We start from the raw sequence: 12,781 nt of genomic DNA, 5'->3' as shown, positions 1-12,781 counted from the left end.
CGCCTTTAACCTGCTGTGCGTGTCGACGGAAGTCGGCGCGCGGATCAGGAAGAAGGTGCGTGCATGACGGCGAATCCTTTCCATCTCGCCTGGTTTCTCCAGGGCTCCAGCGTTCAGGCGTGGGGCGAGCCGTGGACCGGCAATATCGGTCAGGACTGGATGAGTGCCGATCTCTTTGTCGACCTCGTGCGGTCGATGGAGCGCGCCTGCTTCGATTATCTGCTCATCGAAGATTCCATCTATGTCGGCGAGAACTGGCAGAATTCCCGCGACATCTTCCTGAAGGGCGGCATCTGCATCCCCCGGCAGGAGCCCAGCGTGGTCGCCACGCTGCTGGCCGCCTCGACGCGCAAGCTCGGCATCGTGCCGACGCTCTCCACCTTCGCCTACCACCCCTACCTCACCGCCCGCATCGTTTCCTCGCTCGATCAGATTTCGGGCGGGCGTGCCGGCTGGAACATGGTGACGGGCTCGTCGGATTTCTCGGCCCAGAACTTCGGCATGGATAAACTGCCCGAGCACGATGAACGCTATCTGATGGCGGAAGAATATATCGACATCGTCAAGAGCCTGTGGGGTTCCTGGGAGCCCGGCGCCTTCCTCGACGACCGCGAGAACGGCGTTCTGATCGACCCCGCCAAGGTCCACACCATCGACTATCGCGGGACCTATTACTCTTCCCGCGGCCCGCTCAATTCCGGGCCGTGCCCGCAGGGCCAGCCGGTGATCGCGCAGGCCGGCGGCTCGAAGAGCGGGCGCAAGATCGCCGCCACCCACGCCGACACCATCGTCGCCGCGCCCAACGGCGTCGCCGCCATGAAGCAGTACCGCGACGACGTGCGGGCGCAGATGGCCTCGCTCGGCCGCAACCCGGACGACTGCAAGATCCTGTTCCTGCTCTCGCCCATCGTCGCCGAGACCGAGGACCAGGCGAAATGGGCGGCCGACCAGCGCCGCGTCTCCGCCGCGCAGAACCTCGACACGCGCATGGCCCGCTTCGGCTGGAGCACCAATCTCGATCTCTCCAGCCTCGATCTCGACACGCCGGTCAGCCAGCTCAGCCTCACCACCAATGGCCACCAGTCCTCGCTCTCGCAGTTCCTTACCCGCGCCGGCGACAAGCCGCTGCGCGAGGCGATGCTCGACCATGTGAGCGGCGGCTACTGCGTCGACGTGGTGGGCACGCCCGACAGCGTCGCCAGCCAGATGGACGAGATCATGGAGGAGATCGGCGGCGACGGCTTTCTCATCGCCCTCTCCGACGTCTCGCGCCGCTCGGTTTCCACCATCACCGACGGGCTGGTGCCGGTCCTGCAGCGCCGGGGCCTGACACGCGCCGCCTACACCCACCAGCATCTGCGCGACACGCTGACCGAATTCTGATCCCAAACCGCCCCTCACCATGGAATGACGCCGATGATCACACGCCTGCCGCATCATCCTCTCCGCCGGGCCGGTGCCTTCGCCCTCGGCGTGCTCCTGGCGAGTGCCGGCCTGTCGGCCGCTTCCGCCGAAAAGCTCAAGCTCGGCAATGAGGGCGTCTACCCGCCCTTCTCCATGGTCGAATCCTCCGGCACCCTCACCGGCATGGAGCCGGAGCTGGCGCGCGAAATGTGCAAGCGCATCGGCGCCGACTGCGAGATCGTGGTCATGGACTTCAAGGCGCTGATCCCGTCCATGCTGCAGGGCAAGTTCGACGGCATCGTCACCCAGATTTCGCCGACCCCCGAGCGGGTCGACAAGGCGCTCTTCGCCACGCCGATCGTCTACAACCCGGCGACCTTCATCGTGAAGAAGGACAGCAATCTGACGCTCACCAAGGAAGGCGTCACCGGCAAGGGCCTGCGCATCGCGCTGCAGCGCGGCGCCTCCATGGTGCCTTACATCCACAAGCATTTCGGCAAGGACACCTTCGTCGAGGTCTATTACGACAATCCCGACCAGATGAAGCTCGACCTGCTCGCCGGGCGGCTCGACCTCGTCTTCGATTCCAAGATCAACTGGACGCTGGAACTGATCGCCAAGCCCGAGGGCAAGGACTACATGCTCGCCGGCGGCGACCATTGGCTGGGCGACCCCGCCATCCCCGAGGCCGAGCGCGGCTATAGCTGGATCTTCCCGAAGAAGAGCGAAGAGCTGGTCAAGCGCGTCAACACCGCGCTCGCCGAGATGATCAAGGACTGCACCTACACCACCATCCGCAAGAAATACGTGCCGGTGGCCACGCTCGCGGCGGAAGCGGCCTGCGAGAAGACCAACTGACCGCGCCCCACCCGGAGAACGGCGGATGACGAACCTCTCCCTTGCCGATTTGGCAGGCTATCTGCGCCAGCTCGGCGAGGGAGCGCTCATCACGCTGGAACTCTTCTTCGCCAGCTTCACGCTGGCTTTCGTGCTGGGCGTGCTGATCGGGGTGGTGACGCTCTCGCGCAACCGCTTCATCCGCGCGGCGTGGCGGGTCTATGCCTCCGTCTTCATGGGCGTGCCCTCGCTTCTGGTCATCTTCCTGATCTTTTATGGCGGCAGCGCCATGCTGGCGGCGGTGCTGGGCGAGTTCGGCGCCCGCATCGACATTTCTCCCTTCGGGGCCGGCGTCGCGGCGCTCGGCATCGTCTATGCCGCCTATATCGCCGAGCTGGTGCGCGGGGCGATCGAGAATCTGCCCAAGGGCCAGTTCGAGGGCGCCCGCGCGCTCGCCATTCCCCCGCTCATCATGTGGGGGCGGGTGATCCTGCCGCAGGTGATGCGCCTGGCTCTGCCCGGCCTCGTCAATGTGTGGAGCTTCATGCTCAAGGAGACGCCGCTGGTGTCGCTGGCCGGGCTGCAGGACCTTGTCGCGGCCGCCAAGATCGCGGCAGGGGCGACCAAGGAGCCCTTCCTCTTCTTCGTCGCCACGGCCCTGCTTTTCATCGCGTTCAGCGCCGCCAGCCTCTGGCTCGCCAACCGGCTGGAGGCCCGCCTCGACCGTGGCCAGCGACGCGCCCCGGTCCGCTCGTCCGCGCAGGCCGAGGCATGAACGCGCTGCCGATCGACCTCGACCTCGCCTGGGAGAGCCTGCCGGCGCTGTTCGACGGGCTGATGGTGACGGTGTTCCTCACCGTGCTGCCGCTCATCATCGGCCTCGCGCTGGCCTTTCCCATCTGCTTCGCCCGCATGTCGTCGCGGCGTGCGCTGGCGCTGCCGGCGGAAACCTTCGTGGTGTTCTTTCGCGGCGCACCGCTGCTGATCCTGCTCTATCTCGTCTATTACGGCCTCGGCCAGATCGAGGCGCTGCGCAACGGGCCGTTCTGGATCGTGTTCGGTTCGCCCTTCGGCTGCGCGATCGTGGCGCTCAGCCTCAACCACGCCGCCTACATGGTCGAGGTGCTGCGCGGCAGCCTGCTGGCCGTGCCGCACGGCATCGTTGAGGCCAGCGAGGCGCTGGGCATCACCCGGCGCAACATCTTCCTTTGGGTGCGGATGCCGCTCGCCCTGCGCTATGGGCTGAAGGCCTACCAGAACGAGGTGGTGAGCTTCGTCAAAGGCACCGCCATCGTTTCGGTGGTGACGATCACCGACCTGATGGCGGTGGCCAACTCGATCTTCGAGCAGACCTATGACCCGTTCACCCCCATCCTCTGCGCTGCCGCCTTTTACTGGGCCTTCGTCAACCTGATCCGCGTCGGCTTCACCTTCTGGGGAGGCTGGCTCAATCGCCACAATGCCGAGGATGTCGCCATGCCCGGGCCCGGCCGACTGGCGCTGGCGCGGCTCGCGGGCCGGGCGAAGGTGATGCCATGATCGCCCGCCCGCCCGCTTCCGACCTCGCCGGCGACCTCGCCCCCGCGCCGGTCGCACCGGCCATCCTCCTCGCCGGCGTGGTGAAGCGCTACGGCGCCCATCGCGCGCTGGCTGGCGTCGACCTCCAGGTGCAGCGCGGCGAGAAGGTCGTCATCTGCGGCCCCTCCGGCTCGGGCAAGTCGACCCTCATCCGCTGCATCAACGCGCTGGAGCGCCATGATGGCGGGCGCATCGTGGTCAACGGCATCGAACTGACGGGGGACGAAGGCACGGTGCAGGACATCCGCCAGGAAGTCGGCATGGTGTTCCAGCACTTCAACCTGTTCCCCCATCTCACCGCGCTGGAAAACTGCATGCTGGCGCCGCAACTCAATCGCGGGCTGTCGAAGGCGCAGGCGGAAAAGCTCGCCATGGCACATCTGGAGCGCGTCCACCTCGCCGATCAGGCGCGCAAATATCCCGCGCGTCTGTCCGGCGGGCAGCAGCAGCGCGTCGCCATCGCCCGCGCGCTGTGCATGGAGCCGCGCATCCTTCTGTTCGACGAGCCGACCTCGGCGCTCGACCCTGAAATGGTCAAGGAGGTGCTGGGCGTGATTGAGGAACTCGCCGCCAGCGGCGTCACCATGGTTTGCGTCACCCACGAAATGGGTTTTGCCCGGCGCGTGGCGGATCGCTGCGTGTTCATGGACCGGGGCGAGATCGTGGAAGAGGGCGGGGCGCAGGATTTCTTCGACGCCCCGAAGAGCGAGCGCCTGCGCCATTTCCTCGCGCAGATCCTGCGCTGAGGGGCGGGCACCTCGACGACCCGTCCCGCTTGAGCCGGGATCGCCCACCGGGATACGCCAGCGGTCCCGGACAGGACCTTCGGTCCTTCCGGGATGACGCCTGCTCGTGGAGTCGTCAGCCGCGCTCAGAACTCCCGCAGCATCTGCCGCAGCGTCGCGCCCTCGGTGTAGCTCGTGCGGGCGAGGCCCCGGCGCTGCAAGGCCGGCACCAGCCCCTCGCAGATATCGGTGATGTATTGCCGGCTGATATTGGCGGTGAACGGGCGGGTGATGAGGAAGCCGTCGCCGCCCACTTCCGCCATCACCTCTCCCATGCGTTCGGCCACCTGGTCAGGCGTGCCCACCAGCCCGTCCAGCCCGCGCGAGAGCTGGTCGGCGCAGAGCTGGCGCAGCGTCTTGCCCGAGCCGGTCTGCTGGAAGGCATCGAGCGAGCCTTGCTCTCCATTGGTGGTGAGGGGAGGCAGCGGCGCGTCGAGGTCGAACGTTGAGAAGTCGATGTCGGTGATGGCGGCGATCAGCGCCAGCGCCTTCTCGCAATAATCCGGCGCCTCGATGATGCGCGCGGCCTTCGCCTTCGCCTCTTCCTCGGTTTCGCCGAGAATGGGGGCGACGACGAACAGCACCTTGATCTCGTCCGGGTCGCGTCCGCCGGCCTCGGCCCGTGCCCGCACATCGGCGCGGTAGGCCTTGAGGCCTGCAACGCCCATGGAGGGGGCGATGATGCTGTCAGCGGTCATCGCCGCGAACTGCCGCCCGCGCGGCGAGCCGCCGGCCTGTACGAAGGCGGGGCGGACCTGCGGCGAGGGCACGCAGTTCAGCGGTCCCCGGCTCTTGAAATACTTGCCGTTGAAATGGATGGGCCGGACCTTGGAGGCATCGGCATAGGTGCCGGTGGCATGGTCGCGCACCACGGCGTCGGAATCCCAGCTGCCCCAGAGCTGCTTGCACAGCTCGACATACTCATCCGCCATGTCGTAGCGCTCCTGGCGCGGCGGCAGCTTGTCCATGCCGAAATTCTCGGCAGCGAGGTCCTCGCCCGTGGTGACGATGTTCCAGCCGAACCGGCCCTTGCAGATGCTGTCCAGCGTCGAGCACAGCCGCGCCAGCATGAAGGGCGGATAGGCCATGGTGGAAAAGGTCGCCACCACGCCGAGGTTCTTGGTGTTGGCGCCGATCAGCGCCGCCATCGGCGAGGGGTCGGCCTTCGGCCCCATGATGTTGTGCTTGAGATAGACCTCGTTGGAGCCGCCATAGGCCTCCGAGATCATCAGCGTGTCTTCCAGCATGATGTAGTCGAAGCACGCCCGCTCCATGGCCTGCGCCATGTCGATGTAGAACTTGCCGTCCCACGGGTCGCCGCCGCCGCCGGTGAAGGGTCTCGTCCATTCGTCGACCGCGAAATTGGTGAACCACCCGAGGTGTAACGGTCGCGGACTCATGACGCTGCCCCATCTGCCTGCTCAAACGAAGCAGCCAGCGTAAGCCGGCGACCCTTGCCGCCACCATTGCGAAAAGCCCAAGCGATGTTCCGCTCAGGGGCGGCTCAACATTGGGCAGAGGGCGGGGGCGTGGGCAAACACTGTGCAATCGGCCCGGTCGGCGCGGCGGCGGCGCGCCCCGATGGCTCTGGAATATCAGCAAGACCGCGCCGGCGCTGGTGCGGCGCACAAATTGCTAAGTGCGGTGCGCCGGGGGGAAAGGGACGTCATCGACACGGAGCGAGGCATAGCCATGTCGCACATCAGCCAGATCTACGATATCGACCTGAAGCTGCTGCGCTGCTTCTGCACCATTGTCGAGGAGAGAAGCTTCACCGCCGCGCAGGCGGCGCTCAATCTTTCGCAATCCACCCTCAGCGAGAACCTGAAGTCGCTGGAGATCCGCCTCGGCACGCGGCTCTGCCGGCGCGGGCCGAAGGGCTTCAAGCTCTTCCGCGAGGGGGAGGTGGTCTACAAGGCCGCCAAGGAACTGTTCGCCTCGGTGGAGGCCTTCAAGCAGAAGGCCTCGAACATCAACCAGAACACCGTCTACGAACTCTCCATCGGCATTCAGGACGGCATTGTCGAGAACCCGTCCGCGCGGCTGCATGACGCCATTCGCCGTTTCTCCGACTATTACCCCAATGTCCGCTTCCGCATGGAGGTCATGCTCGGCTTCCAGCTTGCCGGGCGGGTGGCCGACGGCATGCTGCATGTCGGCATCGGGCTGGTGAACGAGCATTACGCGCAGCTCACCTACGAGCACCTGTTCGACGAGCAGGGCTTCATGTGCTGCGGCGACCGGCACCCGCTCTACGCCATTCCCGAGGACGAGCTGACGCTGGCGGACATCGAATCCGCCGCCTATTGCAGCCGGGGGCACCTTGAATATTACCATCCCGAGCGCGCCCGCCGCAGCGACACCTGCGGCGATATCGGCCTCGGCATCCAGTCGCAGCTGGCGCTGATCCTGTCGGGGCGCAATATCGGCTATGTGCTGGACCACACCGCACAGCCGCTCATCGCCAGCGGTGCCTTGCGGGCGCTGCGGCCGGACCGGGTGCGCATCGTCAACCCGATCACCGCGATGATGGGCCCCGCCGCTGCCGACTTCAAGCTCGCCCGCCAGTTTGTCGACTGCCTGATCGACGTGCATATGGAGCTCGGCCAGAGCCGCCTGCTGCCCCGGCCGGACTTCGTCACCAGCTGCGGCACGGTGGTGGACCGGGACGGCGTGTTCCGGGTGTTGTCGAACGCCAAGGCACCGGCCCTCGCCGGCGCATGAGGCACCGGCCATGCGCGCCGAAGCTGTGCCATCGCGCCTTTACAGCCGAGGGATCGAAACGGTAAAATCCGCCCACATGCGACGCGGGGGCGGGTGCCTCGCGTCCCGCAGTGATCGGGCGGGGATGAGCGGAACGTCAGGGCACGCCACGCGCGAGGCCGATGCGACCTTTGCGCTGCTCCTGCGGCTGTGCGCGCTGGCCGCGCGGCACGGGGCGCCGGACGTGGCCGCGCCGGCCGGCCGGGTGGATTGGAAGGCGTTCATCCGCCTCGTGGAGCGGCACCGCGTGCCCGGCATCGTCCATCTGGCGCTGGGGCGCCTGGCCGGTGACGCGGCGGACGAGATTCCCGGGCATGTGCGCCAGTTCGTCGCCGAGAAGGCGGGGGTTCTGGCGCGGAACAACCTTGCCATGGTGGCCGCCACGATCCGCCTGCAGAAGATGTTCGACGCCGCCGGCATCGAGGCGGTCTTCTTCAAGGGCGCGCTGGTCGGCCAGCGGGCCTATGGGTCGGTGGCCGTGAAGCATGGCAAGGACATCGACTTCCTGGTGCGGCCGGACGATCTGCCCGCGATGTTCGCGTGTCTCGCGGGCGAGGGCTATCGGCCGGTCTTTCCCAAGGCTCCGCTGACCCCGGCTAGAATCAACGCGTTGCGTGCCTTCCAGATGGAAGCGATCCTGGTCGATCCGGCGCGCGGCGTGCAACTGGAGCCGCATTGGCGCCTGACCGAAAACCGCCGGCTGCTGCCGCTTGCGCCGCTTCTGGCGGCGACGGGAAAGCGCGAGAGCCTGGGCGGCGTCTCCGTTCGGGGTTTCCATCCCGATGACGAGTTCGCCTATCTGTGCGTCCACGGCGCCCGCAGCGGCTGGTTCCGCCTCAAATGGCTGGCCGATCTGCACGCGCTTCTCGCGGGGCTGCCGGAGGAGGAGCGGCTGCGCCTCTATCGCCACGCGCAGGCGCGCGGGGCCGGGCCGGCCGCCTTGCTCGCCTTCGACCTGTGCCGCGAGCTTCTGGGTCTGCCGGTGCCGGCGGCCTTGACGCGTCCGGTGGAGGCGCCGCTGCAGCGGGCGATGCGCCGGCTCTGCCTCGCCTCTCTCGGCGCGGCCAAGCCGCAATTCGCGCTCCGTCAGGTGGTGCTGCTGCCGATGCTGCACGCGCTGGCCTGCGGCCCCGGTCATGTGGGCACCGAGATCCTGCGCTGGACGGTGAACTGCCAGGACGCGCTCGACATGCCGCTGCCGCGCCGGCTGTATTTCCTCTACCCGCTGCTGCGTGTTCCGCTCTGGTTCGGGCGGCTGCTGGGAGGCAAGGGCCTGCTGCGCCGCAAGGTGGCCCGCGACTGACGCGGCATCCCCTCGTTCCGCCGCTTCCGGCCGCGTTCCCGGCATCTGGCCACACGCCCCACAGGGTCGCGGGCCCGCCATGCCGGTTTCGATGTTGCGATGCAGCATCCGGGCCGGTACGGTAAGGCTATCCGGTTCCGAAAGGCGCGCCAATGCCCTCCAAGGTCCTGCCTCCCGCCCCGCCTCCCGAAGTCTCCGCCGCCAGGACGCCGCGGCGAGGGGTCCGCAAAAGCGCCGACAGCGGTCCGGCCGCCGCTTCCGAGGACACTTCCGCAGCACCGGCGGCGCCGGCGCCCACGCCATCCGGGCCGATCCGGGTCGATCTCGCTTTGCAGGGCGGCGGCTCGCACGGGGCCTTCACCTGGGGCGTGCTCGATCGGCTGCTGGAAGAGGACTGGCTCGCCATCGAGGGTATTTCCGGCACCTCGGCCGGGGCGATGAACGCGGCCGTGCTGGCCGATGGCTTTGCCGCCGGCGGGCGGGAGGGCGCCCGCGCGGCGCTCGATGCCTATTGGCGTCACGTGTCGGACGCGGCGCGCTTCAGCCCGTTCCAGCGTGGCCCGCTGGATGTGCTGCTGGGCCGCTGGTCGCTCGATCATTCGCCGCTGTTCGTGACCATGGATTTGATGTCGCGGCTTTATTCGCCCTATGACCTCAATCCGGGCGGCTCCAATCCGCTGCGCGCCATCCTGGAAAAGGCGATCGACTTCGAGCGCCTGCGAAGCTCCCCGGTCAAGCTGTTCATCACCGCCACCAATGTGCGCACCGGGCGCGGCCGGGTTTTCCGCAATGCCGAAATCACGCCGGAGGTGCTGCTCGCCTCGGCCTGCCTGCCCACCCTGTTCCAGGCGGTGGACATCGACGGCGAAAGCTATTGGGATGGCGGCTATTCCGGCAACCCGACCATGACGCCGCTGGTGCGCGAACTCGAATCCGACGACACCATCCTCATCCCGATCAACCCGGTGGAACGGCCCGGCACGCCGCGCACCGCCTCGGAAATCCTCAACCGGCTCAACGAAGTCTCGTTCAATGCCGTTCTGCTGAAGGAATTGCGGATGATCGCCCTGCTGCGGCAGGTCGCCGATCCCGGCAATTGCGAGGGGGCCCAATGGGCCCGCATGCGCATTCATCTGGTGCGCAACGAGGTCATGGACAAGCTCGGCTATTCCTCGAAGCTCAATGCCGAATGGGAATTCCTCAGCATGCTGCGCGACGAGGGCCGCAAGGCCGCCGATGCCTTCCTCGAAGCCGATGGCGGCAATATCGGCAAGCGCTGCTCGGTCAATCTCGACGTGCTGCTGGAAGGCGTGTGAGCCATGGGCCTCATCGGCATCCTGCTCGGCCTCGGCCTTCTCGTCTGGTTCGCCTATCGCGGCTGGAGCGTGCTGCTGCTGGCGCCGCTCGCGGCGCTGATCGCCGCCCTCCTGTCCGGCGAGCCGCTGCTGGCGAGCTGGACGCAGACCTTCATGGGCAGTGCGGCGAGCTTTGTCGGGCAGTTCTTTCCCCTGTTCCTGCTCGGCGCGCTGTTCGGCAAGCTGATGGAGGATAGTGGCTCGGTCTCGGCCATCGCCGAGTTCATGACGGCGAAGCTAGGCGCGCAGCGCGCCATCCTCGCCGTGGTGCTGGCGGGCGCCATCGTCACCTATGGCGGGGTGAGCCTGTTCGTCGCCCTGTTCGTGCTGGCGCCGATGGCGCAGGCGCTGTTCCGCACCGCCGACATTCCGCGCCGGCTGATGGCGCCGGCCATCGCGCTCGGCACTTTCACCTTCACCATGATGGCGCTTCCGGGCACGCCGGCGATCCAGAACGCCATTCCCATGCCGTTCTTCGGCACCACGCCCTTCGCCGCGCCGGGCCTCGGCATTGTCGCCTCCGCCATCATGCTCGGCTTCGGCCTGTGGTGGCTCGCCCGCGTGGAGACTTCCGCCCGCCGGGCGGGGGAGGGGTTCGGCGGCGGCACCGTCAACGCCGACCTCGACGACCCGGTGCTGCGCGAGCGGGCGAGCACCGCGCACGCCTTCGACCCGGCGGAAATCGCCCACGGCCACCAGAGCGTGGAGCGCCCCTCCATCGCGCTGGCCGCGCTTCCGCTCGGGCTGGTCATCAGTGTCAATCTGCTGATGTCCTTCGTGCTCCTGCCGCGCCTCGATTTCGGATTCCTGGCCGAGGAGCGCTGGGGCGGCATCCCCCTCTCGGCGGTCAGCGGCGTGTGGTCGGTGGCGGTGGCGCTGATCGTGGCGATACTGGCGACGCTTGCCCTCAACTGGCGCCGCCTGCCGAAACTGCGCGAAACCATGGATGCCGGCGCCAACGCCTCGGTGCTGCCGATCTTCTCGGTGGCGAGCCTTGTCGGCTTCGGAGCCGTGGTGGCGGCGCTGCCGGCCTTTGCGCTGGTGCGCGACTGGGTGCTCTCCATTGAGGGCGGGCCTCTGGTGTCGCTGGCTGTGGCGGTCAACATCCTCGCCGCGCTCACCGGCTCTGCGTCGGGCGGCCTCACCATCGCGCTCGACGCGCTGGGGCCGGTCTTCCTGGAGCGGGCCGGCGCGCTCGGCATCGAGCCTTCCCTGCTGCACCGCGTGGCCGTCATGAGCGCGGGCACGCTCGACAGCCTGCCCCATAGCGGCGCGGTGGTGACCCTGCTCGCCGTCTGCGGGGTGACGCCGAGGGAGAGCTATCTCGACATCGTCATGGTTGCCATCGTCGGTGCCCTGGTGGCACTAGTGGCTGTCATCGGGCTTGGCTCGGTGTTCGGCAGTTTCTGAAGGCGGCAGCCGGGCGGTGCAGCGTTGCAGCGGCCTTGCAGCTTGAAGTGGCAGCAGCGGCTGCAGCCGCATGTGCAGCCGTGCCTGCAGCGGAAGTTGCAGCGCGCTGCGGGGCAGTGACGACGGGGTGACGATGTCGACGATCGAGATTTCAGGACTTCTCACCTTCACCATCGCCATCGTCGTCTTCTTCGTCGGCTCCGGCATCAACAGGGCTATTCCCCCGCTCGGCCAGTTCAACATCCCCGAGGCCGTGACCGGCGGCCTGCTGGCGGCGCTGGCGACGCTGGTCGCCTATCAGTTCTCCGATACCGCCATCGTCTTCGATCTCGCCGCGCGCGATCTGCTGCTGCTTTATTTCTTCACCGGCATCGGCCTCAATGCCCGGCTCGACGACCTGCTGGCGGGCGGCCGGCCGCTGGTGGTTCTTCTCGTTCTGACCGTGGTTTATCTGGTCATCCAGAACGCCATCGCGCTCGGCGCTGTCGGCCTGCTGAATCTGCCGGAAGGGCTCACCGTGTTCCTCGGCTCGGCCTCGCTGATCGGCGGCCACGGCACCACCATCGCCTGGGCACCGCTGATCGCGGACCGCTTCGGCGTCGCCAATGCAATGGAGGTCGGCATTGCCGTGGCGACGCTTGGCCTCGTGCTGGCGAGCCTCGCGGGCGGGCCGATCGCGCGCTATCTCATCACCCGCCACGAGTTGAAGAGCGAACCCGGCCAGGAGGCCGTTGTCGGCCTGCCCAAGGCGGTGGACGAGCGCACGGATGACGACATCAGCCATGTCAGCCTGCTGCGCACCGTGCTGGTGCTCAACGTCGCCATCCTCATCGCCTTCGGCCTTGAGGAGGCGGTGGAGTGGACCGGGCTGAAACTGCCGATGTTCGTGGTCTGCCTGCTGGTCGGCATCGTGCTGACCAACACCGTGCCACGCCTCCTGCCGCGCGTGCGCTGGCCCACCCGCACACGGGCGCTGGCGCTGGTGTCGGACCTCGCGCTGAACGTTTTCCTCGCCATGTCGCTGATGAGCATGCAGCTGTGGAGCATTGGCGGGCTGGGGATCGCGCTGGTCGTGGTGCTCGCCGTGCAGACGGTGGCGGCGGTCGCCTACATCATCTTCGTGGTGTTCCCGGCGATGGGGCGCGACTATCAGGCGGCGGTGATCTCCGCCGGCTTCACCGGCATCAGCCTGGGGGCCACGCCCACCGCCATCGCCAACATGACCGCCGTCACCAAGACGCACGGCCCCTCGCCCCGAGCGTTCATCATCCTGCCGCTGGTGTCGGCCTTCTTCATCGACATCATCAACGCCGCCGCGATCGGTTTCCTGGCGAGCTGAGAGGCGC

At 67.5% G+C, this 12,781-nt stretch carries 11 protein-coding genes; 10 read left to right on the top strand and 1 reads right to left on the bottom strand.

The annotated features are described in order from the left end of the window. The first annotated feature begins 63 nt into the window (after positions 1-63). Genes EV667_RS15525 through EV667_RS15505 form a run of 5 tightly spaced genes read left to right on the top strand, consistent with a single transcriptional unit; the run spans position 64 to position 4,565 of the window. Positions 64-1,383 (top strand): NtaA/DmoA family FMN-dependent monooxygenase, encoded by a 1,320-nt coding sequence (locus EV667_RS15525; RefSeq protein ID WP_131836194.1) that lies wholly within the window; start codon positions 64-66, stop codon positions 1,381-1,383. 33 nt (positions 1,384-1,416) lie between these two features. After that, a complete protein-coding gene (locus EV667_RS15520) occupies positions 1,417-2,262 on the top strand; it encodes a transporter substrate-binding domain-containing protein (protein WP_131836193.1) in 846 nt (281 codons plus the stop codon). 25 nt (positions 2,263-2,287) lie between these two features. Then, positions 2,288-3,016, top strand: a complete 729-nt coding sequence (locus EV667_RS15515) for an ABC transporter permease (protein ID WP_131836192.1) — start codon at positions 2,288-2,290, stop codon at positions 3,014-3,016. Further along, positions 3,013-3,780, top strand: coding sequence for an ABC transporter permease (locus tag EV667_RS15510; RefSeq protein WP_131836191.1), 768 nt, complete (start codon positions 3,013-3,015; stop codon positions 3,778-3,780). The genes EV667_RS15515 and EV667_RS15510 overlap by 4 nt, the downstream gene beginning before the upstream one ends. Next, entirely contained in the window at positions 3,777-4,565 is a 789-nt protein-coding gene (locus EV667_RS15505; RefSeq protein WP_131836190.1) for an amino acid ABC transporter ATP-binding protein, read from the top strand. The genes EV667_RS15510 and EV667_RS15505 overlap by 4 nt, the downstream gene beginning before the upstream one ends. A gap of 125 nt (positions 4,566-4,690) precedes the next feature. Here the strand turns inward: EV667_RS15505 and EV667_RS15500 are convergent, their stop codons facing one another. Further along, positions 4,691-6,004 carry an NtaA/DmoA family FMN-dependent monooxygenase gene (locus tag EV667_RS15500; RefSeq protein ID WP_131836189.1) on the bottom strand — a complete coding sequence of 438 codons (1,314 nt, stop codon included), beginning with the start codon at positions 6,002-6,004 and terminating at the stop codon, positions 4,691-4,693. Positions 6,005-6,296: 292 nt separating this feature from the next. Between EV667_RS15500 and EV667_RS15495 the strand changes: the two genes are divergently transcribed. From EV667_RS15495 to gltS, 5 genes are all read left to right on the top strand, one after another. Beyond that, positions 6,297-7,328, top strand: coding sequence for a LysR family transcriptional regulator (locus tag EV667_RS15495; RefSeq protein ID WP_131836188.1), 1,032 nt, complete (start codon positions 6,297-6,299; stop codon positions 7,326-7,328). Between the two features lie 124 nt (positions 7,329-7,452). Then, positions 7,453-8,670 (top strand): nucleotidyltransferase domain-containing protein, encoded by a 1,218-nt coding sequence (locus EV667_RS15490; RefSeq protein WP_131836187.1) that lies wholly within the window; start codon positions 7,453-7,455, stop codon positions 8,668-8,670. A 152-nt stretch (positions 8,671-8,822) separates the two neighbouring features. Continuing rightward, positions 8,823-9,986, top strand: coding sequence for a patatin-like phospholipase family protein (locus EV667_RS15485; protein WP_245516171.1), 1,164 nt, complete (start codon positions 8,823-8,825; stop codon positions 9,984-9,986). 3 nt (positions 9,987-9,989) lie between these two features. After that, positions 9,990-11,435: a GntP family permease gene (locus EV667_RS15480; RefSeq protein WP_131836186.1), complete on the top strand. Its 1,446-nt coding sequence runs from the start codon at positions 9,990-9,992 to the stop codon at positions 11,433-11,435. Positions 11,436-11,568: 133 nt separating this feature from the next. Continuing rightward, positions 11,569-12,774: a sodium/glutamate symporter gene (gltS, locus tag EV667_RS15475; protein ID WP_131836185.1), complete on the top strand. Its 1,206-nt coding sequence runs from the start codon at positions 11,569-11,571 to the stop codon at positions 12,772-12,774. Positions 12,775-12,781: the final 7 nt, after the last annotated feature.

Source organism: Ancylobacter aquaticus, from assembly GCF_004339465.1.
GTDB classification, from domain to species: Bacteria; Pseudomonadota; Alphaproteobacteria; order Rhizobiales; family Xanthobacteraceae; genus Ancylobacter; species Ancylobacter aquaticus.
The sequence above is the reverse complement of the archived record's forward strand: the minus strand, read 5'-3'. Positions and strand labels throughout refer to the sequence as shown.

Excerpts from the sequence above, each read along its gene's own strand:
- EV667_RS15525 (WP_131836194.1), top strand. The coding sequence starts at position 64 with ATGACGGCGAATCCTTTCCATCTCGCCTGGTTTCTCCAGGGCTCCAGC.
- EV667_RS15520 (WP_131836193.1), top strand. The coding sequence starts at position 1,417 with ATGATCACACGCCTGCCGCATCATCCTCTCCGCCGGGCCGGTGCCTTC.
- EV667_RS15515 (WP_131836192.1), top strand. The coding sequence starts at position 2,288 with ATGACGAACCTCTCCCTTGCCGATTTGGCAGGCTATCTGCGCCAGCTC.
- EV667_RS15510 (WP_131836191.1), top strand. The coding sequence starts at position 3,013 with ATGAACGCGCTGCCGATCGACCTCGACCTCGCCTGGGAGAGCCTGCCG.
- EV667_RS15505 (WP_131836190.1), top strand. The coding sequence starts at position 3,777 with ATGATCGCCCGCCCGCCCGCTTCCGACCTCGCCGGCGACCTCGCCCCC.
- EV667_RS15500 (WP_131836189.1), bottom strand. The coding sequence starts at position 6,004 with ATGAGTCCGCGACCGTTACACCTCGGGTGGTTCACCAATTTCGCGGTC.
- EV667_RS15495 (WP_131836188.1), top strand. The coding sequence starts at position 6,297 with ATGTCGCACATCAGCCAGATCTACGATATCGACCTGAAGCTGCTGCGC.
- EV667_RS15490 (WP_131836187.1), top strand. The coding sequence starts at position 7,453 with ATGAGCGGAACGTCAGGGCACGCCACGCGCGAGGCCGATGCGACCTTT.
- EV667_RS15485 (WP_245516171.1), top strand. The coding sequence starts at position 8,823 with ATGCCCTCCAAGGTCCTGCCTCCCGCCCCGCCTCCCGAAGTCTCCGCC.
- EV667_RS15480 (WP_131836186.1), top strand. The coding sequence starts at position 9,990 with ATGGGCCTCATCGGCATCCTGCTCGGCCTCGGCCTTCTCGTCTGGTTC.
- gltS (WP_131836185.1), top strand. The coding sequence starts at position 11,569 with ATGTCGACGATCGAGATTTCAGGACTTCTCACCTTCACCATCGCCATC.